Consider the following 21443-nt stretch of genomic DNA (forward strand, 5'->3'; position numbering starts at 1 on the left):
GCTCCGGCGCTCGTGACGAAGCTGGCAAGCTGGTCCCGCTGGACGTCAAGGCCGGCGACCGCATCCTGTTCGGCAAGTGGTCGGGTACCGAAGTCAAGCTCAATGGCGAAGACCTTCTGATCATGAAGGAATCCGACATTATGGGGATCATCGGCTGACACGCTGCCGCCTTTCCTTCGCACCATCAAATCTGAATTTCGGGCGAGATGCCCAGGAGTAAAAAAATGGCTGCCAAAGACGTAAAATTCTCCCGCGATGCCCGTGAGCGCATGCTTCACGGCATCAACATCCTCGCCGACGCGGTGAAGGTGACCCTCGGTCCCAAGGGCCGCAACGTCGTCATCGACAAGTCGTTCGGCGCACCGCGCATCACCAAGGACGGGGTCACCGTCGCCAAGGAAATCGAACTTTCCGACAAGTTCGAAAACATGGGCGCGCAGATGATCCGCGAAGTTGCTTCGAAGACCAACGACATCGCCGGTGACGGCACCACAACCGCGACCGTTCTGGCGCAATCGATCGTCCAGGAAGGCAACAAGGCCGTTGCCGCCGGCATGAACCCGATGGACCTGAAGCGCGGCATCGATCTGGCCGTGACCGAAGTCGTCGCGGCGCTCGGCAAGGCTGCCAAGAAGATCAAGACCTCCGAGGAAGTTGCCCAGGTCGGCACGATCGCCGGCAATGGCGACGAGTCGGTCGGCAAGATGATCGCCGAAGCGATGCAGAAGGTCGGCAACGAAGGCGTCATCACGGTTGAGGAAGCCAAGACCGCCGAGACTGAACTCGAGGTCGTCGAAGGCATGCAGTTCGACCGCGGTTACCTCTCGCCCTACTTCGTCACCAACGCCGACAAGATGGTTGCCGAACTCGAGGACGTCTACATCCTCCTGCACGAGAAGAAGCTCTCCAACCTCCAGGCGATGCTGCCGGTTCTCGAAGCCGTCGTGCAGACCTCGAAGCCGCTGCTCATCATCTCGGAAGACGTCGAAGGCGAGGCGCTCGCCACGCTGGTCGTCAACAAGCTGCGTGGCGGCCTGAAGATCGCCGCCGTGAAGGCGCCGGGCTTCGGTGATCGCCGCAAGGCCATGCTGGAAGACATCGCCATCCTCACCGGTGGCCAGGTCATCTCGGAAGACCTCGGCATCAAGCTCGAGAACGTCGGCCTCAACATGCTCGGCCGCGCCAAGAAGGTGTCGATCTCCAAGGAGAACACCACCATCGTCGACGGCGCCGGCAAGAAGGCCGAGATCCAGGGCCGCGTTGCCCAGATCAAGCAGCAGATCGAAGAGACCACTTCGGACTACGACAAGGAGAAGCTGCAGGAACGTCTCGCGAAGCTCGCGGGCGGCGTTGCGGTGATCCGCGTCGGCGGTGCGACGGAAGTCGAAGTCAAGGAAAAGAAGGACCGCGTCGATGACGCCCTCAACGCGACCCGCGCGGCCGTCGAAGAAGGCATCGTTGCAGGCGGCGGCGTCGCTCTCCTGCGCGCTTCGGCCGACATCAAGGTCACCGGCGTCAATGCCGACCAGGCCGCCGGCATCAACATCGTGCGTCGTGCGCTGCAGGCTCCGGCCCGCCAGATCGCGGCCAACGCCGGTGCGGAAGCATCGATCGTTGCCGGTAAGATCCTTGAGAACAAGGGCTTGACCTTCGGCTACAACGCCCAGACCGGCGAGTATGGCGACATGATCGCCATGGGTATCGTCGATCCGGTCAAGGTCGTGCGCACGGCCCTCCAGGACGCGGCCTCGGTCGCCGGCCTGCTCGTCACCACCGAAGCCATGATCGCGGAGGCTCCGAAGAAGGAGTCGGCTGGCGGCGGCATGCCTGGCGGCATGGGCGGCGGCGGTATGGGCGGCATGGGCGGCATGGGCGGCATGGATTTTTAATCCAGCCCCTATCAACCTACAGCGGAAAGGGCGGCAGCAATGCCGCCCTTTCCTTGTGTGCCGAACATGATCGACAACTTGGAGTGCGTCCCGAGGATCTCCTTCGAGCCTCACCGCATGGTCGAGAATTAGGATCTTGTCCGATCGAGCAATTCGCGGGCTCAACCTGGTCAAACCGGCGCCCCCTACGAACTGCCCGATCCTTGAGGATTCCGCTGCGCGACAATCACGATGATTCATTCAGTTGGTAGCTATAGGCGGTGAATCATGAGGGGCATTGAGGAGCGTGGCAAGGCGCCCAGTGGAGCAGACGCGCTCTGAGCCTCAAGATCAAGCGTTTCCTCCTCTGAGTATCCTTGATCTGCCGCTGGACATTCTCGTTGATATTGCTGAGCGGCTCAGCCCGACGGATCTGCTGAGGAGGTCGCACACAAATCAAGAGCTGCGTGTCGCCGCGATGATAGTCGCAACGCCTCAAGAAAGGCGGATCCAGGTTCAGGCCATCTGTGGAGCCCTTGCAACCGGGCTCCAGCAGCGTCTCGTCGTCGTGGCAGAGGGGCCTCGTGACCCCGACGACTGCGCTTCGGCCTTGTGGGGCCTCGGAGCGGGCGTGGCAGCGCTTGCACCCGAGCTCCAGCGGCGTCTCATCCTCCTCGCCGAAGGGCTTGAGCCCAGGTCTCAGACCATTGCCATGGAGGGCCTCGGAGCAGGCGTGGGTGGCCTTGCCCAACTTCAGCCGATCCAGGATTGCGATCAGCAGGTCATGATCTAGCGTCGTCATCACCAGCTCCCTCCGACCACCGCTTCGTACTCGGCGAATGGCCGCAGCAAGGTGGCCGGGCGTGATCTTGATGCGCTCGGCGCGCACCGGCCCTTCGAAGCCGGCAACGCCGACAAAAGGCTCTGTCGCAAACCTGGAAATGGGGGTGTGAACGGCCATTTCGGCCTGTCCGTGAGGCAGCGAGGATATCGAATTGCTCAGCGATCGACAGACTGGGATTGTAGGCATACCTCGCCTGTCGCTTGCGCATCATGTGGATCATCTCGATGCCGGAGAGGATAACCACGGCGCTCGCCTGCGACTTGAAGCCGAGCATGGCTCGAACGCGGCGCTTGATACGCCGGTGATCCTGTTCGATCCGATTGTTGAGATACCGGCTATTGCGGATGCGGATCGGCTTCAGCGGTCGCCGCGATCGCTGCCGCAGCCGGCTAGCGTCGCAGGAAAGGATCGCCTCGTAATTGGTCTGGCTGCCGTCGATGACGATGCGCTCCGGCCAGCCATGGCGCGTCAGCACCTTGCGGAGGAAGCGTTGGGCCGCCACCAGGTCACGGTTTTCGCTGAAGAACAACTCGACCGTGTCGCCGAGGCTGTCGATGGCGCGGTAGAGATACATCCATGGCCGCGGACCTTGATGTACGTCTCGTCCATATGCCACTTGCTGCCGACCACACGCTTGCGCCGGTTGAAGCGCTCCAGCAGCTACGGCGAGAAGTGGGCGACCCAGCGATGCACGGTGGAATGGGCGACCTTCAAGCCGCATTCGGCCATCATCTCTTCCAGATCGCGCAGGCTCAGAGTGTAGGCCAGGTACCAGCGCACGCACAGCAGGATCACCGACTGGTCGAAAATACATCACGTGCTCCTCCACAGCTGAGGAGTGTTTCTTGCCATGCTCCGCTTACCAAAAGGTTTGCGACAGAGCCGTTCGAACCGCATGCCGACACCATCGTCAAGGGCGGCCGCGATGTCGATTATGGCCACAAGCTCAACCTGACGACGGGCAGGCAGTCTGTTCTTTCAATTTAGACCAACTATGCGGATGCCGCCTCAGTCAATTCAAGAAGGTAACCAATGCCGCGCACGGTCGTGATCCGTGGCGTTGCACCTGACCTACTCAGGTGTCCACGTAAGCGATAGATTCCGACTTCAAGCGCGTTGGCAGATACCTCGTCGTTGAACGAATAGAGGTGATCTTCCAACTGCGCACGAGGCACGATGCGGCCTGCACGGATAAGCAGATGCTCTAAAATACATAGTTCGCGGCGTGCGATCTTCAGAGGATGACCCGAGACGGAAACCTGTCGGCCGATCGGATCGAAATTGAGATTGCCAAATACAACGATGGGGTCGGTCACCTGTGTCGACCGGCGCAGAATGGCTCTCATTCTGGCGATGAGCTCATCGAAAGAGACGGGCTTGAGCAGAAAGTCGTCCGCGCCACCGTTGAAAATTGCAATTCGCTTCTCAAGATCGTTGATGCTACTCATAATGAGGGTTGGAACTGAATGCCCGTCGCTCCTTAGCTGTCTCAGCCAGCCCAAGCCATCGCCATCTGGCAGAGCCAACTCCAGCAGGAGAATTTCATAGGTTGCGCAACAAAATGCCCTCGACGCCTGTTCCAGGTTGCCAACTACATCAACGGCAAAACCGCTATCCCCGAGCGCAGCTCGCACGGCGCGCGTAAGATCCACATGATGATCAATGAGCAGCGTTCGCATTTCACGTCCTATCAAAGTAGGACAGGTCACCGTCCGCTGTAAGACCGGGGCGACAGCGGAAGTCGCGCAACTCGTCGTAGTGTTCGTAACGCTCTTTCCGATGGGTGATCGCGGGAGCATGCAAGCCGCACGCCTGCAATAGTCGGGGATGGAACACGTGAAGACCTGTTGACGGGCTGAAACCGTCGGTCGGCCCGCCCACAATGCCACCGACTCTGCCTGCGATTTCTCTGCGCATCGATCCCCCTATATGGGTTGCGTCGCAAACTCCAGCTGAGGTCGCAAGGGCAGGTTGCGGCTTTGTTCATTGAGAGGACCCCCTGGAGGCAATACCAGGAGGATTCCCTATATGGCACTTCCCGATTTACCAACCGGTCATTCCGAACCACGTTCGGCGGCTTTGAACACGCTCATTGAGCGCGGCTAGGTAAATCAAGGGTACGGCCTGCCGGGTGTCGATGCCGCTTTTGAAGCAGGCATCGGCACCAGCTCGCTGAGCGTCGCCCGCGCAATTCAGCGGACGCGCTCGATACACCCAGTCGAATCGTGCCGCAGCTTGCCGCGCCGACAGGGCGCCCGAAGACTTTAGACTTGTGACCGAAGGTCTACGCCCAGTCCTCCTCCCATTATCCACCTCCGTCAAATCAAAGTGGACGTTCAATCTGAACAAATTACGCCATCGTATCACAAACCACTTACCGATCCCCGACGTGCTCTAGCCTTAGTGCTTGTTAAGAAGGTCGGCTACTGTCTCTCCGCGTCGCCGGGCATCGGCGGCGAGCCACACCTCCCCCACCTCATACACGTCGCCGTGGGTACGGAACGGCACAATGACGTCAATGGCAGCCGACAGCAGGTCAAGAAGCGTGTGGTCTTCCACAGCAGCTCCTTGCGGGCTGCTCTTGACGAGTGAAAAGAGCTTTTTAAAGCCTTGGACCGGATCCGCCCCATGAATCGTTGATATTGATCCCGCGTGGCCGGAGACGACTTCGCTAAGGTAGGCCCAAGCAGCATCATCGCGCATCTCGCCAAGCAATATTCGATCAGGGCGCATGCGCAAGCTGGCTTGCAACAGTTGCTCGGCTGTCACCGCACCTACGCCTGCTCGGTCCTTCGGATAGAGTAACCGGACATGGTTCTCGTGCGGGATTGCAAGTTCGAGCGTGTCCTCGATACTTATCAGCCTCTCTTGCGGGGGTATAGCGTTGATCAAAGTCTTGCTCATTGTCGTTTTGCCGCTTCCAGTAGGTCCGCAAAGCAGCATCGTGAGCCGCCCGCAAACGCACGCTCGCAAAAATTGCTCCAAGTCACCATTGTCGTAGTGCTGAAGAATCGTTTCGTCCTGCCGCTCTTGACGCTCCTTTCGTGACCGCCATTGATTCCAACGCGAGTATTCGTAGCGAGAAGAAACTTCCTTGAGTTCGGTCACACGACTTGAGGGACGCCGTATCGTCAGGCTTATTGTTCCTGAGGGAACAGCGGGCGGCAAACAGATCTGCAGCCGCTCTCCGTTCGGCAGCTCAGTCGCACAGAGGGGGCTTTGCGGTCCGACATCTTGCTTGCGCAGCGCTCCAGCGAGGATCGCGATGTCCTCCAGATCGTCATAAGATAGCGGTAGCGGATGTTTCGTGAAAACGCCGGCCTGTCGGACAAAGGCTTCCCCAGGCCGGTTGATAGCGACCTCTTCGGTCCTTGGCTCCTCAAGCCATTTCAGAACAGGGTTGAGAAGCAAACGCAATTGAGGGTCAGCCTCCGGTCGCATTGTTGTCTCTCCGGCGTTCGTGATGTTGGGGGGCTGGCGCCACGGCGGTCGCTCTAAGATCGTATACATCCGAGAAATCGAGGTCCCGAGCCACAAAGATGGATACAGCATCTCCCTGGTTTTTCTTCAGAGTTGGCGGAACGTTGATCGTTGCTCTAAGGGTCGTGTCAACGGCTTGTCCGGCGTTGCTCTGGAAGCTGTTGATGCCGCTTCCTCCACCTGAGCTGCCAGCGTATTGACCGGCGGCCTGAAACGCGCCTTGAATGACGCTCATGAGCATTGCTCCGCCAAAGCGCTGCCAGAAGTGATTATCCACCGTGCCAGGCATTCCGGAGCGGCCGAGCTCGTCAGCGCCCGGCGATGCTAGCGAAACGAGGGCATGGTCAGGCGTTTCGATGCGCGTCCACAGCACGAAGACACGCGCATCCCCCTGTTGGAGACCACGCTGGATCTCGCCAATCACGGTCGTCCCGCGATCCAAAAGCACCACGTTGTTGGTGGCGCCGCGGACGTCTTTAGGTAAGACGCACTTCACATAACCCGGTAAGTTTGTGTCGACTGCCGTTTGCAAAATGCAGGGAATTATCGTTCCTTGAGTAATCACGAGATCAGGGTGCGGCAAAAGTGTGGCCCGGCTTGGCTCCTGTATATCTGGCTTCAATCGCCCCGTCAGATCGCCAGCGTCTGAAATCTCATGCGAGGTCGCGGGAGCATCCCTATGGTTGTCTTCGCTCCGCTGACCGTCGTTGGGCATTTGACCGCTGCCACTGTAGGCGAAAATTGGTGTTTCCTCCGGCGGCGGATCAGCTGGCGCCGGAGGCGGCGTGGATGGCGCAGGATCTCCTGCCTGCGCCGCCTGTACGGGTGCTGGAGGTTCGGGAGCAATCTCAATCGGCACGGGGCGGAATGGCTCGGCGTCGGCGACAATTGGAGGTTTTGGCTGAGTTGGCTCGTCTTGTGTGCTGGGACGACCGCCGAGCCAGATGAGCGATAGAGATGAGATGAGAACAAGAGCAGCGACGGCCAACTTCTGCAATCCCGAAACATGCCGGCGGGCCGGCTCCGAGACCATCGATCCGGAGGCATGGACATCATGTCCCGACTGTGGGCCGGTTTCATTCATCGGCCGAGCCTTTCAAAACGCGCCACACGTCGGGTGTCACTGTACCGGTCCCTGGCGCTCGTCCCACAGGGTCATAAGCCCTGTTGAAAATGGACAAGACCGTATTGCCATCTCTCAGACGCCATTCCCGGGCGACTGCGGATACTTCAACATAGTCCCCTTTGACCGTGTAATTGGCAGCGGCTTCCTTGCCGTCGGGATTGATAATGTAGAGGGAGGGTATGCGGGAATTGCTTGCGAAGCCAAATACGGTGGTAAAGCCATTATCGAAAACTTGCAGCGGCGCCAGCGATCGATCGCCCTTTGCGACGTAGTGAAAATTGCTTTCGTCCGGACTGGTAGTTGCGGCGGGCCGATTCAACAAATCCTGAACTCTCTCGTCGTGCAGCACTTTCGCCCGGGCCTGACCAAGAATCGAGCGCCTTTCTGCGTCCTTTCTCTGAGCAGCAGCCTCATCAGCAGGATAGGTGAACTGCACACTGTAGTATAGGTCAGGTTGCTGCTCATCGAGTTTTGGCATCGCTCTCGTTGAAATACTGAAGACGTATCTCCGTGTACCGGACTCACTCTCGGCCAGCACGATGACCGGCTGCGGCGGGAGCATCCGGCTAGCCTTAAAAAAGAGATAGTTGGCGCGCGGGAGCGCAGCCAGGTCTTTGCTATTGGAAACGGCCACGGCTGCGACTGTCTCGTTGGCCGCGAATGTGACAACCAGCGTTGCCCCCACTGCGGTAGACAGGCGCACCACTTCGTCGGGACGGTAAGCCAGGTAGCGCATGCGCGCATCATGCTTGCCGGCAAGTGGTGTGTCTTCCGCGGACGCTTCCATCGTTAAGAAGAGTGAACAGACCAGCGCGAGAAACGCTCTTTTTGTCATGGCTGCACATAGCCCAGGTTCGATACGCTATCTTCCGAGCCTTGATAAGAAGTGACGAGTAGACCTCCCGGATTGGTGAGCCTCGATTGCCCAGGCAGACCCGTCAAGCGCTCGTAGCGGATGGTAGCTGTCCAGGTGGTCACTATCGGCATCTGCCCATCGACAACAAGCGTACGTTTGTAACGGATCTGTTGAACGTCCGGACTGATGTCGTTTGAAGAAATATGCCCGACCTCGAGCTTGCCGCGCTTGCCGACCGTGACTTGCGGCGAGGTGGGATTCGGATAGTTGAAGAAATCTTGATATTGCTGTCGCACAGCCGGCGCGCTGAAACTGGATACGAGATCATAGGCGTATTGGGCTGTATCTGCTGTGTACCCCTCGCGCAGGCGTACATATTCCCACAGCGAAGCATTTATGACGGCTCGGTCTTGGGTGGCCGGCAGTCGAGAGACTGACACTTCGCTGTCGACGGTCCCATCCGGCCGGACCCAGAGGAACACAGGTACGAGCTTGGCCAACGGGACCATGGCAGCGATGGTAAATGCCTGGGCAACATTTCCTAGGACCGCCGCTGCGGCAAAGGCTATCAGGGCCTTTGACAGGCGCCGCGCAGACTTCGCTCGTGAAGTTTGAAACGCTTCCACCTTCTTATAGTGGGCGGCTAGCGTTTCTCTCTCCACCAGAAGGGCATGTTCAGGAAATTTCACTTTGGCTCTTCCGCGCATTCGACCTGAAGATCCTCAGGGGTGGTTTCCCATTGTCCCACGTTCAGTTGGAATGGGGCACCCGCGCACGTCGCAAGCCCATGGCTTGTCTTGCAGGCGGCCAAAGCGAGGATTGACAGAAGTAGGCAATATTTCATGTTTTTGGCACCGAGCTTGTCGATTGATTAACCACCCGCCGTTTTGGCAAAGTGGCGATTGAGGCTGTTAAGAGGTCGGTTCGCACCTCCCCAAGAGCCGCCGGCGATGCTGCTGGCGATCGTCGGAAGCGCGACGATCAGAGCGTCACCAGCTAGGAAAAGCATGTCGAGCTCGTAAAGCCCGATGATCTTGGCTGCTGTCGTGCCCGAGAATTTGATCATCAAAAGCATGGCTGCCAGCGAGACTGCTTCGGCAGCGATTACTATCGTTGCCACGATGTTGAGGAGGAGAAGCAGCAGCCCGTACGAGAGCAGTTGGCCGATCCATCTGGTGGCTATGTCTCGAGTGTGATCAAAAAGGTAGCCTACAAGGACCAGAGGGCCGATCGTCAAGAGCACCTTCGTCAGAATTCCAACGGCATCGTAGATCTCGAACGCTGTCCACAGCGCGCCATAGAAAATCCATTGCGCTCCCTCGAAAGCAAGTATGTCCTGGCCGTTCATAGGCCCAATTTCGGAAGCAATCAGCTGAAAGACATACTGGCTTGAAGCAAACATGAGATCGAGCTTCTGGGGGATTCCGGTGAAGGGCAAGTCGCTGCCACTGATGTCGTGAGCCAACCTCGGAATCGTGTCGTCGAAGAGGGATTCAATGTACAACTGATAGTTGGCCTGCCCTAAGATAAGGGCGACGACAATCGACACCATGATTACGCGCGAGATACCCCCGCGCGCATCGACTTGACCACGCATGACCAGAAAGCCTTGGATTATTATCCAAAGCGTGACACACGCCACCAGAGGCGCACTGACCGCTTCTTGGATCTTTCCAAGCACTTTGTGCAGCCCCAACGTAAAGGCCCCATGAAAGATCGCGTGTATAGTCGTGAATGGCGCGGGAATTTTGAAATTCATGGCGTGAGCCTGATGTGTCCCTGATCAGCGCAGCTGAGCCTGATGAACTCAGCGTTCACGGGAGGGGGTCAAAAATGCGAGCGGTGTCCCGATGTTCGCGACGCTGCGTGGCGGCCTCCTCAGCGGCGTGAAGGCTCCCTTGTGCAGTGGCCATCGTCAGCAGACTCGTGGCTTGGGCATTTTGGATCATCGCATCGTGAATCTGCTTGAGGACCAGACCGTTGGTCACGGTGGCCTGCATAATATTTCCCGAGCGGGAAAGCTGACCAAGCGTGCCGGCGTTATCCTTAAGGCGCTTGTCCATTATGCCCAAAGTGTCGGCTGCAATAGCTGCGGCATTGGCGGCCCCAGCGATTTGTCCCTTTAACAGTTTCGCTTCTGAATCGTCGCCCGTGACTATCCGATTTGGGTCCTCCGCAATGTTACGGGCCATAATCGAAGCTGGCGCCCGAGCATCAAACATCTGCTCCTCCAGCTTATTGCTCGACGGGTAATGATTTCCTTGGTTCAGTGAGCTTAGCAGTCCCGTGACAGCGAATGACGACGTTAGCATTGTCACCATTTCGATCGTGGTAGCGAGCGTCTCGATTGACCTCTCAAGGATCGCCGCATTGGAAATCGCTGTTAAGGTCGTTTGTATTTCTGTTCCAGGGTCGGTGACGATCCATTGCGACCGGGCCTGTCCGTGAAGCAGAAGGGAAGCAGCAAGGGTCGTTACTGCAAGTTTGGCAAGTTTCATGAATATTCCTCCGTCAGTCTTGAACTTCATGGTACCGGGCCATGAACTTGTCGAGCCACCCACTTGGGGCGTCTCCGTGCTGGTTACGAAGGTGGTCGGCAAAGCGCACTGTGTTGGCCCGCCCCGAGAGTACGGCTACGTACTCGCGCATCTGCCCAAGATCGAATTCGCAAACAATACTCCCGCTATCGCGCTTGAGCAAAAACTTGCGGCTGCCGATTGCCATTCCCTGGCGGATTGCCTCGAACTCCTGCGCAGTGCACTTCAAGCCATCGACATACGCAGAGCGGTCCGCCGTAGGTGATGGGTAGAAAATTTTCGTCATACATTGCGCAACGAGACTAGCTCCGAGAGGCGATTCCAGAACGTGTTCAGGCTGCTGCGTTGCGAGTATCAACATGCCGTTGTTTTTGCGGACCGTGAGCAAGAACTTGTCGATAGTAGCCGAGAATTGGGGGTTGAGTAGATAGAATCGAAATTCGTCGCAGCTCATGACGAACCGACGACCATCGACGATAGCGCCCACTCGATGCAGAAGGTATGCGGCGGCCGGTGCACAGACCTCCTCATATTCCAGGAGCTGCGTCATGTCGAAGCCCGTAATGGAGGCATCCAGCCTTACTTCGTCCACGTCGCCGTCAAAGGCCCATCCAAGCGCCCCCCCTCTACACCACCGCTGCAGCCGTGCTCCTGCGCCCTCGGAGGGGCTGTGCAATAGGAACTCGCGCAGGCCCGCAAGTGAGCGCATAGGGGGTTCGAACGAAAGCTGACGAACAATGCCGCGTTCCAGCCGACGGCTTTCCTCCGGCGAGATCGGACCACGACCGTCACTCTCGATCAGGGCCATCAACCACTCGCGCAGAAAGTCCCGAGAGGCGGAGGTGTTGTCCAGTCCACGCAGAGGGGCCAAGCCGCTCGGAGCGCCTCTGCGCAACGCAAGATATGTCCCTCCCGTGGCTCGCACCAGCAGTTCACCACCCCGATCCTTGTCGAAGAAGACGATCGCACCATTGCGATCGACCAAGCTTTGCTCAAGCATCGCGAGGACAAAGGTCATCAGCGTCGTCTTGCCTTTGCCAACGGGCCCGAATATTGCCGTCATGCCGACGTCATTCTCATGGGGGATGTAGTCGAAAGAAGTTCCACCGTTTGTGCGAAAGCGCGCAACAGCATTGCCCCAGTGGCCGGAACTGGAACCGCTTGGGAAGTTCTCAAATGAGACGAGCCCGGCAAAATTGTGTGAGGTGATCGCCCCCGGGCGCGTGCGCCACCTGTTGTTCCCCGGAAGTTGGGACCAATATGCGGCCTCCATGCCGATGCCCTCTTGGACGATAACGGCGCCCGCGTCGGCCAGCCGTGCGCGGGCACTTGCTGCGCGATCTGCAAGGCTATTGAGGCTGTCGGCATAGACGCACAGGCTCAGATGATGCGAACCCATCACGAATTCGTTGCTTGCCAGTGCGTCCTCTGCCTCGGCAAGTTCATTGATCTGGGTGAGAGCCTTGTCGCCGGCACTCGTCATCTGGCTGGACTTAAGGCTTAGTTTGGCATGAGCTTGTGGGCGAGTGAGGAAGGAAAAGCTCTGGCTCAGGACAAGCGGGAAGTTGGCGGACAGCAAGGAATTTAGCATGCCCGGCCGCGTCGTCGCCGGATATTCACGGAACGAAAACAATGATCCGACGGAGCTATCCCCGGGCCTTCGAATCTCAAGCGCCCGCTTCCCGCAGATGACCTGGTCAGTGTAGATCGAGGCGCCAAGTGAGCCGGTAACCATCGGAACCGGAAGAAACCGGCAAGTCATCATGAGCCGAAGCGCCTCGCCGATTTCCGTGAAGAGCACGTTGCCTTTCTCACGAATGCCCAACCGGCGCAGACCGTAACCGCCGAGTGCGCCAGCAATGATGTGCCAGAGGTCTTCCAGGCTCCGCATTTGGGTGGCTAGATCGTGCTCATTCCGTCTGCGGGACTTGGCAATCCGCAAGCCGATCTTGCCGATTGCGGTGCGGGGGGACACGATCAAAGTGAGGAAGTGATCGTTGCGAAAGAGCTTTCCCGACAGCACACGACGCTCGTAGGCCTCGCTCAGACTGCCAGCGAATGCACTTTGAAACTGGCGCGGCGCCGGCGCCGGCACATCGTTGTGTCTCACAAGATGAGCGTATATCGAGACATTGTCATCGGCGATGTTGCGCAAGAGAGTGTTGAACGCGCGGCAGCGCGAGTTGCGCATCTCAGCGTCTTCCAAATCAAAGGGCACACCGTTCACATGTGCCATGGCCATGATCGATCCGTCTTCCAGAAGGACAACCTGATCGCTTACGTGACCAACATACGGAAGGTAGATCTCGCCAGACCTCTCGGTCCGGCCGCTGGCGCCGAACATTACACCATTCCTCTTCCGCGTTTCGGCACTCTGATCGGATTGGCGCTGACGCTTGCGCCTCCCCAGACCGGCCCGTCCACGCTTCTGCCGGCCGTCTGCAAATAGAGCAGCACGACGCTTGCCGCGTTATAGTCACGCTCAACAACCAGCCGTGCTCCGAACCAGAGTGGCGCGAGAACGATTTCGTAGAGCGGGTTCTGAAGGATAATGATAACAAGCCCAGCCAACATCATGAGCAATCCGGCCAGCGTCAGCGGCACCCCCAGAAACAGTGCGGGGCGCGTCGCCGCCACATAGAGGGTGCTCACTTCCAACCGGTCGCTCATCAGCCACCGCCTATGAGCGCCTTGCCCAGGAAGCTGGCCCCGAACATGATGACGATCCCTCCAACGACACCCGCAACCAGGCCAAGTGAAGCACGACCGAACATCCAAGAGATACCGATGGCTACGAGCCCGAGCACGGCCAGTGATTGTCCAAAGGGGCCAAGTATGAACGTGCAGATATTCTGGACCATCTTGGCAGGATCCGTCCCTCCGGTCACCTGAGCCGCGGCTGGCCCGCTGTAGAAGACCGTCCACGCCGCGCCTGCAGCAGCAGCCGGTACATATTCAGCCGCCATGCGCAGCATGGAAAAAGGCGAAGGAACACGCGTTTTAAGCGCACGAAGTATCTTGAGTGGCGTCATCATTGCATCTCCATGTTTCAATCGAATACGAGTTTGTTCGGGTTCGCGGGTTCCCGTGCTTTCGCAGCCTGGCTGCCTGTCGGACCGGAGGGATCGGCACCGGAGCGGTCTGGCTGATACGAGCCCCAAATGTCCCAAGAATCTTGGTTGGGCTGCTTCTTTCTATTGGCCTGTTGGCTCTGCTGGAGCAGAGGCGGCACGGCTTTCCGACCGGGTGCCTCAAGGTGCGGCACATCTCGAGCAGTCGGCTCCAGCGTTCGCTCAAGGAGACTTGAGATGTCCTTTGCGGCCGCCTCGACCTTGCGTACATAACCGTTGGCGAAGCCACGCGTGACGTCGCCCGTGTTATAGGCCGAGATGGCACGGCGAAGCGCCAGTTGCTGTGCCACAGCAGTGGTGCCGCCGGCATACCGGCTTTCAAGCAAGTGGGCGGCAGCCGAAAGCGAGGCGCAGGGCTCGAAAGCCCTTTCCGGCGTAAGATTGAGCATGGCAAAGTTCTTGCTGTTTATCTGCATCAATCCAACATCGACAGAATGTTGTGCTTCGAGGCGTTCCTTGATGCCCCGCGTGGCTTCCAGGTGGTCTATCCAGCGAAGCTGCTCACCTGTGGTGTTGTCATGAGCCACCAGCGTGTCAAAGCCACTTTCAATCTTGGCAATCGCGGCCAGGGTGGACGGCGCAACCCAGGGAGCGCATTTGCGCGACAGGCTGCGGAACTCACGCGGAGAAAGTGGCGCGGGCTCGGCTGGGAGTGACATGGATGTCAACAGGACGATGGCCAGCGGCCAAGCTGCAATAAACATTCCCTATCACCTACCTTTCCAAGCCGCCGGACGGGTTCTGGCCCTGTCCGGCACGCGCTTATCGGGGAGGTTTGTTACTGTGTGATGTTCAAGTTCAGCTTTTTGGTTTCAACTGAAGCAAAGACCGTGTTCGTGTCAGCGTGGGTGAGCATCTTGCGCATGCGTGGGTGGCGCGGGCCCGATCAGCCAGCGACATCCGGAGCATCTTGGTACGATGACTCCTGTGCAGGATTGCTCGTCCCGGCCGTCCGTTGCTCCTGGACTGTAGGCCGCGACTTCGGCGCCATGGATGGTACTTCTGTCAGCGCCAAGCCAAGGACAAAATGGGGAGCTTGGCGGGTTTGTTCAGGCTCGGGATCACCGTGGGGAATCGACGAAGGCGATAAAGCAGCCCAACTTTACCGGTATGCTGCCGGTGCTTTAAGAGCAGCCATGCGCGGCCCTGCACACTCAGATCATTGCTTGAGTCGCGAGCTCGTCCGCGAAGCTGGCTCGAAGGCGCAAATCCGCGGGGGCGAGGGTCAACTGGGAAGACGTGGCGGCGCAGCCCATCCTGGTGCGAGCCTGGTTCAGCTGTTCGGCCGCCGCCGCCGCCAAAGGGAGGATCATGCACAGTCCCATCGGCAGAAAACCGCACGTCATTGACGGAGTCCGACGGCGCAATGGACAAGCATAGTGACACGCTCAAGATGGAGGAGTTGCAGTAACTGAGAAATGTTAGCCCGGACGTTCACCGCAACCGGCGACCTGCCGGTCGCCCGAACAGCATTTGAGGCCGCCGGCCACCTTGGACGAAGCCGGCTTGGCAGGAGACATACTATTTGGCACAAGGCCGCTGCAGCGAATCACGGTCTTCTTCCGCCGACCGCCTCTCCGATCAAGCCAAACGCCGCGCTGCTCAACCATGTCCGAGCTGGATCCACGAGCCGCAGGATATCGAGATGATCCAGGTCCGCAAACTCCAGGATGACCAGGATGCAAGGGCATAGCAGAAACTTGGCATCCATGAGGTCGAACTCGAGTGATATTGGCAGGCCTGCACCAACGGGGGAGCTCGAAGCGAAAAAGCGAATGACCACACGGCAGGGTCATGTCGGCGCTTGGACCTGTCTGGTGGCCACGGGCTGCCTTGGTGCGGTCAATTCGCTAGGGATGAAAAGACCAGGACGAGCACGGCCTCACATTGGCCGCACGCAACGGCGAGTGGTATCAAGGGCAGCTGTTCTGGGTCGGTGTCCCAGGGTTGCTCGGCAACAGGTTTAGACATGGGGAAGGTGTGCCGTTGAAACATGTTCTTGTCATTGACGATGATGCCGCAATGCGGCGCCTCATCGCCGAGTATCTCACGATGCATGCCCTGAAGGTAACCGCAGTCCACGATAGCAAGCAGTTTGACTATGTTCTTTCACGTGAGCCAGTCGATCTCGTGGTTGTTGACCTTAACCTAGGCCGGGAGGATGGACTTGCAATCGTCCGCAATCTGGCGACAAAATCGGATGTTCCTATCATAGTGATCAGCGGCGACCGGCTTGATGAGGCGGAAAAAGTGGTTGCACTGGAGCTCGGCGCAACCGATTTCATTCCCAAGCCTTTCGGGATGCGCGAATTCTTGGCCCGCATTCGAGTAGCGCTACGCCAGCGCATTTCTAGTCCGCGAACCAGAGAGCAGCGCTCATTTCGCTTTGGGGCCTGGAAGCTCAGCGTGAAGCAGCGGCGACTGATCTGTGCGGAGCGTGGCGAGGTCAAGCTTACCGCATGTGAGTTCAATCTCTTGATCGCATTTCTGGAGAACCCCCGCAACGTGCTATCCAGAGAACGGCTTTTGCTCGCGAGCCGTGTGCGTGGAGAAGAGGTGTACGATCGAAGTATCGATGTCCTAATCATGCGCTTGCGCCGAAAGCTGGAGGCTGATGCGGCCAACCCTCGCCTGGTCAAAACATCCCGTGGCGCAGGGTACTTCTTCAACGCTGACGTAGATGTTAGCTACGGAGGCACGTTGGCCGCGTGACAGTGAGCTATGCTGGAGATTGGGGTGACGAGGCTGGTCAAGCCTTCCAACAGTAAACCAGCCTGATCAATTACGGCGAGAGCTACCGGTCCGAAGATCGCATCAGCCCCTCTCTGCATAGGCACGCAGCCGCCTGAATTGCCGATTTCGCTCAGCTGCTGCTGAATGGCGACGGCTTGCTGCGTATTCAGGGCCCTATGCGTCTCCGCTGGCCACAACAGCGCTGTGGAATGTTCATTGTTGGGACGACTCACTCGGGTGGCAGGTGGTTGCCCTGGTCAAGCGCATCCGGCGAGGGGCGGATCTGCTGTTCGCTGGCAGCCAAGACTGGGGGCGGCGGCCCGAACTCCGGCGTCCCAGAGCTTGCGAAAGCCTCCGACACGCTTCTGTTGAGGTCATCCCGTCCAGCGAGCATCCCTGGGTTGCTCAAAAAAGACGAGGCGGCTTGATGATCCTGCCCTCGCTGAAGCACCTCGCGAAACCCCCTGTTCCAGTCGCAGAAGCTCCTCTGGATTGGTTGGCGGCTCGTCAGCTCGACCATCGAACAGCGGCCGGAGCGCCTCGGACACGTGCTGCTCAAAGCCCACTTGCCGGGCCTGGACCGCTTGCCCCTCTTCCAAGCCGGCGTCCTGCACCTGCGACAAAGCTGTTACACGGGATGGATTTTTTCGCGGGGTCCACACCAGCCTCACATCAAACTGTATCGACAAAGTCCTGCGCCAATTCACACAGCGGGTCATCGAGTTGAGATTCGGCGGAGAGCGCCTCCTCTGCTCCCGTCAAGGGCGCCGGCTCCGGGAGGGCGCCTGTCTGGCGTTCAAAGATGCGTTTCAGAATGCGATCCGAGAAATAACGCACCTTCCTCAATTTTAATGGTGGCAGACCTTTGATGAGAACAATCTCGTAGTCGTCATCGAGCAGCCGAACCTGTTCGGGACGCAATAGCGGTGCACCTTGATGTGAATTCTGAATGGTCCAGTCGAACGTTCGCGCCTGGCTGTGGGAAATCGATTTGGCTTCAAACGTGTATTCACCGATGGCCTTGGAAATGTAGTTCGGAGTCTCGTCATCAGCCGTGGCCATGAACACTTGCAGTCCGGTATTGCTGAGAAAATTCTGCTTGCCAGCCTCTCCATAAGCCCCCGTCAGTGCCGAAAGGCTTTGGATGATGAGCATGAAACGCCCCTTGTAGCCCGCGATAGTCGTGATTGCGGTCTCGATCGCCTCCAGCTTACCCAAGTGCTTGAACTCGTCGAGCAGGAAGAGAACCTCGTGCTTTTCATCCCGGCGGGCCAGCGACCGCTGCAGAATTGAAACGATTTGCTGAAAAAACAAGCGTATCAAAGGCGCGATCACCTCAAGGTCGTTCGGACCAACGCAAAGATAGATGCACGTTCTGCGACGGCGAAGATCATAGACCGAAAAGTCCGAGCGACTTGTGGCCGCCTTTACAGCGGGATCCGCCCACAGGTTGAGCCCGCCATCGCCGAGCACGGAAGTGTAGGAGGTTAGGATTTTCGTATCGTTCCCCGCCATGTCGTCGAAGATGCGTTGTGCCTCTTTGTTCTGAGTCTCCATGGCGAGTCGCGCGAAGAGCTTAAACTTCTCCCCCGGCTGGGCGAAGAGGTCATAGACGGCGCCGATTGTTGGCGTGCCCCGCTCGATGCAGGCAAGGATTCCCGCGACAAAGATATCTCGCGCGCCGCTGACGAAACCTTCCGCGCCCTCCCCCTTGGCCGTGATCAGGTTTGCGGCCAAACGGCGGGCTTCGGTGAATTGCTGCTGTGGAGGCAGCGCTATAAGATCCAACAGCGGATTGTAGCAGTTTGTGCGCCGCTCCGAATCCAGCGGCGCGAATTTAAACACGTCGTCACCTGCGGCTTTGCGCGCCCTCGAGGTGAGCTCAAAGAGCTCCCCCTTGACGTCCAGAGCTATCACCGAGCCTTTGAATGTAAGTAGCGTTGGAATGACTATGCCGACGCCCTTGCCAGCGCGGGTCGGTGCAACGATGAGGCTGTGAGGCTGCTCGCCATTGGTCAGGTAGTAGCCAGGCCAGAAAGGGCCACTTGTCTTCCCAAACACCGGCCCTGTCACGCCACGGTATCGTCGCAGATATCCCGTGCGTCGCATTTCATCCACTCGAGCCCAACGAGCCGTCCCGTGGTGTTCGAGCTTGCGGCGCAATACGATCTGCTGAATCAGCAAGACGACCGCGGACGTCGAGAGCACGATAGCCGCGCCCCGATAGAAAACGGGGGTTGCGAAACCCAAATAGAAGGGCGTCTCAAACCAAAAGGCACGGACATCAAACGCCATCAGAGCCTCGCCGCTGCCGCCGTGGCGGAAGGTTGCGTAAAGACTTGCCGCACAGAAGCCCACGGCGAGTGAGCACGCGATGCTAATGGCTATGTTGGGGGACGTCGTTTTTGTTGAAAGCATTGTTCCATTGCCGGATTAGCCGTAGCTAATGCTGCGCGTGCTTCAGAGACCGAACCGGCGTCGCGCGATGTCGCCGCTCGACAGATCGATGCCGCAGTGGGTGGTGCGATGCTTGCAGCGCATCACCCAGCAGACGTGGTTTTTGAAAGTTACATTAAGCAGGCACGTCAACGGCCAGCGAATTGGAAACGGCAAGGCCGTAAACGGATTTCGGGAGAGAAAGCGTCACTGTACCATGGCCGAGACCTCAACGGCCGGAGCGATCTCTGCTTCTGGTGGCCTCCATTAGGTCCTCTCGGGCGTGATTGAAGGCGTGGTTTATGGACCGCCCGATTTGAGCACCCCGCTGCAGCTGTTCATAGGAGGTTTGCGGGCCTACTGTATCACGGACTGCAGCCTCAATACCTGCTATGTGGCCGTCCAGATTCGCACTCCGTTCCTCTGCTGCATGCTGCGGCGGCGGCATGTGCGGCAAGATGTCTTGCATGCCGGGAAAAACTGAGTGAGCTTGGGCCTGTTGATTTGCGTCTAACTGGGGATACATGTTGAGAATAGCATTGGACGCCATGTTTCTGACATTGCCATCCGGATCAGAAGAAGCCAATCCAATGGCCTGATCAAGAATGCGAGATTTATTTTCGTCACTAAACTTACTGAAGTGTGGCGCAACGTAATAAGCTCCGAGAGCTTGCGACGGCGGATCCATGTTGCCAATGCGATTAACAATAGCATCTTGCAGCCCTGGCGTTAGGTAATCGCCTAGATTACTGGCCGCTCCGACTTTCTGCAATGCTATGTCATCCGTGCTGTACCCCAATTCGGCTGTTAATGTCGCGGCCAGATTGATGGCTGATCGTCCAAGCCGATTGGTCCGCCTTTCAAATCTCGCGAGGTCAGTTTCTGGCCCGGGTTGAGTGCCCCGAACGGCTGTTCGCTCGTGCGTCCCGAGGCCTTTGAAGCCCCCAAGATTTCGCGCTGTATCGCGCGGGTTAGCGGTTACCAGCCGTTCTGCAACATCGCTCAATGGCCCCTCTGGAACGTCACGGAGGCTACTGCTCCCCACGCCTTGAGATGATCTTGCAGCTGCACGTGCCCGTTTGTTATCGCGATCCATTGCTCGCCTCCAAAGTAGTTATTCTACCCAATGAGGTTACCACCGAAGCTTGACCTGCTAAACCGATATGATGTTACAGTTGTAGTTTGGCAAAGGGTTCCCAGCTCTGTGGGTCTGCCAAGTGCCCGTCCAAGCCGAAGAAAATACGATGAAGCTGGCATCAAATTGTGAACTGCCCCGGGCATTCCGGAGGCCGTTTCGTTTGAGTCACGCGGCTATGGCTGGTTCATCCAACATGGCGTAGTAGCGTTCCTCGGCTTCGGCCGGCGGGATGTTGCCGATGGGCTCCAGCAGCCAGCGATTGTTGAAGCAGTCGACCCATTCGAGCGTGGCGAACTCGACGGCCTCGAATGAGCGCCAGGGTCCGCGTCGATGGATCACCTCGGCCTTGTAAAGACCGTTGATCGTTTCCGCGAGAGCATTATCGAAAGAGTCGCCGACACTGCCCACTGCGGATTCGACGCCGGCCTCCGCCAAGCGCTCGGTGTATTGAATGCTGACGTGTTGGGCGGATTCAACCGGTCGTCGCAACACCAAGGGATTGGAGGTTGCAATGACGGTTCACCAACGCGCTTCAGATCGGTGCACTCGAAAGAAGCTAGATTCGCCCGTGCGTCCGCCTGCCTGGCAGCGTGAGAATCGCTTCCGGTTCTGGCAAGCTATTGCCTTGGGACATTCGAGCGAGGAGGCCGCACTGGATGCCGGTACATCAACGCCTCTTGGTCCGCGCTGGTTTCGGAGTGCAGGAGGGATGCCGCCAACGCATTTGGCGCCGTGGGCGAAGCCGCCTTCGGGGCGATATCTTTCTTTCGGGAGCGCGAGGATATTGCGCTTGAGCTTGCCAAGGGAATCGGCATCCGGGCCATTGCTCGTAAGCTAGGTCGGCCGCCGAGCACAATCTCGCGGGAGGTCAGGCGCAATGCCGCGACGCGCAGCGGCAATCTGGATTACCGGCCAGTGCCGCCCAATGGCACGCCGATCGTGAGTCCCGGCGGCCTCCTGGCAAGCTGGCGGTCAATCCGGCTCTGCGTGAATATGTTGAGGAGCGCTTGGCCGGCAAAGTCACCAACCCCAATGGCGCCTCATTCGAGGGCCCCAAGGTGGGTATGGAAAAACGACAGAGCCGGAGGTGGTCGGCAGCCTGGAGCCCCGAGCAGATCGCTAAATCGGCTTCAGATCGATTACCCAGAGGATCAAACCATGCGGATCAGCCACGAGACGATCTATCAGTCCTTGTACATTCAAGGACGCGGAGCATTGCGCCGAGGACTGACCGCATGTCTGCGTTCAGGCCGAGCGTTGCGCGTACCGCGCGAACGCGCGTACCGCGCGAACG

17 protein-coding genes and 4 pseudogenes are annotated in these 21443 nt (G+C 58.4%); 4 read left to right on the plus strand and 17 right to left on the minus strand.

Annotated features, from left to right (window positions below; genetic code table 11):
* Positions 1–158, plus strand: a pseudogene (locus tag NKH52_RS32665) (co-chaperone GroES); the annotation flags it as partial.
* A gap of 66 nt (positions 159–224) precedes the next feature.
* The gene (groL, locus tag NKH52_RS32670; RefSeq protein WP_352487661.1) at positions 225–1889 is read left to right on the plus strand and encodes a chaperonin GroEL; all 1665 of its coding nucleotides are present in this window, start codon (positions 225–227) and stop codon (positions 1887–1889) included.
* A 265-nt stretch (positions 1890–2154) separates the two neighbouring features.
* Here groL and NKH52_RS32675 read toward each other — a convergent pair whose 3' ends face one another.
* The 14 genes and pseudogenes from NKH52_RS32675 to NKH52_RS32740 all read right to left on the minus strand — a co-directional run bounded on the left by NKH52_RS32675 (position 2155) and on the right by NKH52_RS32740 (position 14546).
* Complete coding sequence (locus NKH52_RS32675) at positions 2155–2829, minus strand: hypothetical protein (protein WP_352657682.1); 675 nt, start codon at positions 2827–2829, stop codon at positions 2155–2157.
* Between the two features lie 16 nt (positions 2830–2845).
* A pseudogene (locus NKH52_RS32680) lies at positions 2846–3522 on the minus strand (IS6 family transposase); the annotation flags it as partial.
* Between the two features lie 182 nt (positions 3523–3704).
* Positions 3705–4391 carry a response regulator gene (locus NKH52_RS32685; RefSeq protein ID WP_023814396.1) on the minus strand — a complete coding sequence of 229 codons (687 nt, stop codon included), beginning with the start codon at positions 4389–4391 and terminating at the stop codon, positions 3705–3707.
* A 721-nt stretch (positions 4392–5112) separates the two neighbouring features.
* Positions 5113–6153, minus strand: coding sequence for a P-type DNA transfer ATPase VirB11 (gene virB11, locus NKH52_RS32690; RefSeq protein WP_023762844.1), 1041 nt, complete (start codon positions 6151–6153; stop codon positions 5113–5115).
* Positions 6137–7276: a type IV secretion system protein VirB10 gene (gene virB10 / locus NKH52_RS32695; RefSeq protein ID WP_352657685.1), complete on the minus strand. Its 1140-nt coding sequence runs from the start codon at positions 7274–7276 to the stop codon at positions 6137–6139. Before virB10 ends, virB11 begins: the two co-directional genes overlap by 17 nt.
* Positions 7269–8153, minus strand: a complete 885-nt coding sequence (locus NKH52_RS32700) for a TrbG/VirB9 family P-type conjugative transfer protein (protein ID WP_031250279.1) — start codon at positions 8151–8153, stop codon at positions 7269–7271. The genes virB10 and NKH52_RS32700 overlap by 8 nt, the downstream gene beginning before the upstream one ends.
* Positions 8150–8863 (minus strand): type IV secretion system protein VirB8, encoded by a 714-nt coding sequence (locus NKH52_RS32705; protein ID WP_023785251.1) that lies wholly within the window; start codon positions 8861–8863, stop codon positions 8150–8152. Before NKH52_RS32705 ends, NKH52_RS32700 begins: the two co-directional genes overlap by 4 nt.
* Positions 8860–9018, minus strand: a complete 159-nt coding sequence (locus NKH52_RS32710) for a type IV secretion system lipoprotein VirB7 (protein ID WP_081731114.1) — start codon at positions 9016–9018, stop codon at positions 8860–8862. Before NKH52_RS32710 ends, NKH52_RS32705 begins: the two co-directional genes overlap by 4 nt.
* 27 nt (positions 9019–9045) lie before the next feature.
* The gene (locus NKH52_RS32715) at positions 9046–9933 is read right to left on the minus strand and encodes a type IV secretion system protein (protein ID WP_352657687.1); all 888 of its coding nucleotides are present in this window, start codon (positions 9931–9933) and stop codon (positions 9046–9048) included.
* A gap of 55 nt (positions 9934–9988) precedes the next feature.
* Entirely contained in the window at positions 9989–10672 is a 684-nt protein-coding gene (locus NKH52_RS32720) for a TrbJ/VirB5 family protein (RefSeq protein ID WP_352657690.1), read from the minus strand.
* A gap of 13 nt (positions 10673–10685) precedes the next feature.
* Complete coding sequence (virB4, locus tag NKH52_RS32725; RefSeq protein WP_352657692.1) at positions 10686–13055, minus strand: type IV secretion/conjugal transfer ATPase VirB4; 2370 nt, start codon at positions 13053–13055, stop codon at positions 10686–10688.
* Positions 13055–13381, minus strand: coding sequence for a type IV secretion system protein VirB3 (locus NKH52_RS32730; RefSeq protein WP_023679584.1), 327 nt, complete (start codon positions 13379–13381; stop codon positions 13055–13057). The genes virB4 and NKH52_RS32730 overlap by 1 nt, the downstream gene beginning before the upstream one ends.
* A complete protein-coding gene (gene virB2 / locus NKH52_RS32735) occupies positions 13381–13686 on the minus strand; it encodes a pilin major subunit VirB2 (protein ID WP_023673707.1) in 306 nt (101 codons plus the stop codon). The genes NKH52_RS32730 and virB2 overlap by 1 nt, the downstream gene beginning before the upstream one ends.
* Positions 13687–13760: 74 nt before the next feature.
* Positions 13761–14546 (minus strand): type IV secretion system lytic transglycosylase VirB1, encoded by a 786-nt coding sequence (locus tag NKH52_RS32740; protein ID WP_352657695.1) that lies wholly within the window; start codon positions 14544–14546, stop codon positions 13761–13763.
* Positions 14547–15828: 1282 nt separating this feature from the next.
* Between NKH52_RS32740 and virG the strand changes: the two genes are divergently transcribed.
* Positions 15829–16554: a two-component system response regulator VirG gene (gene virG / locus NKH52_RS32745; RefSeq protein WP_023685159.1), complete on the plus strand. Its 726-nt coding sequence runs from the start codon at positions 15829–15831 to the stop codon at positions 16552–16554.
* A gap of 693 nt (positions 16555–17247) precedes the next feature.
* Here virG and virD4 read toward each other — a convergent pair.
* The 3 genes and pseudogenes from virD4 to NKH52_RS32760 form a co-directional block, all read right to left on the minus strand.
* The gene (virD4, locus tag NKH52_RS32750; protein WP_352657698.1) at positions 17248–18993 is read right to left on the minus strand and encodes a type IV secretion system ATPase VirD4; all 1746 of its coding nucleotides are present in this window, start codon (positions 18991–18993) and stop codon (positions 17248–17250) included.
* A gap of 247 nt (positions 18994–19240) precedes the next feature.
* Positions 19241–20017 carry a hypothetical protein gene (locus NKH52_RS32755; protein ID WP_352968390.1) on the minus strand — a complete coding sequence of 259 codons (777 nt, stop codon included), beginning with the start codon at positions 20015–20017 and terminating at the stop codon, positions 19241–19243.
* 297 nt (positions 20018–20314) lie between these two features.
* A pseudogene (locus tag NKH52_RS32760) lies at positions 20315–20617 on the minus strand (transposase domain-containing protein); the annotation flags it as partial.
* Between the two features lie 43 nt (positions 20618–20660).
* Here NKH52_RS32760 and NKH52_RS32765 point away from each other — a divergent pair.
* Positions 20661–21430, plus strand: a pseudogene (locus tag NKH52_RS32765) (transposase); the annotation flags it as partial.
* Positions 21431–21443 lie beyond the last annotated feature (13 nt).

The organism is Mesorhizobium sp. M1066, assembly GCF_040318635.1.
GTDB lineage: Bacteria > Pseudomonadota > Alphaproteobacteria > Rhizobiales > Rhizobiaceae > Mesorhizobium.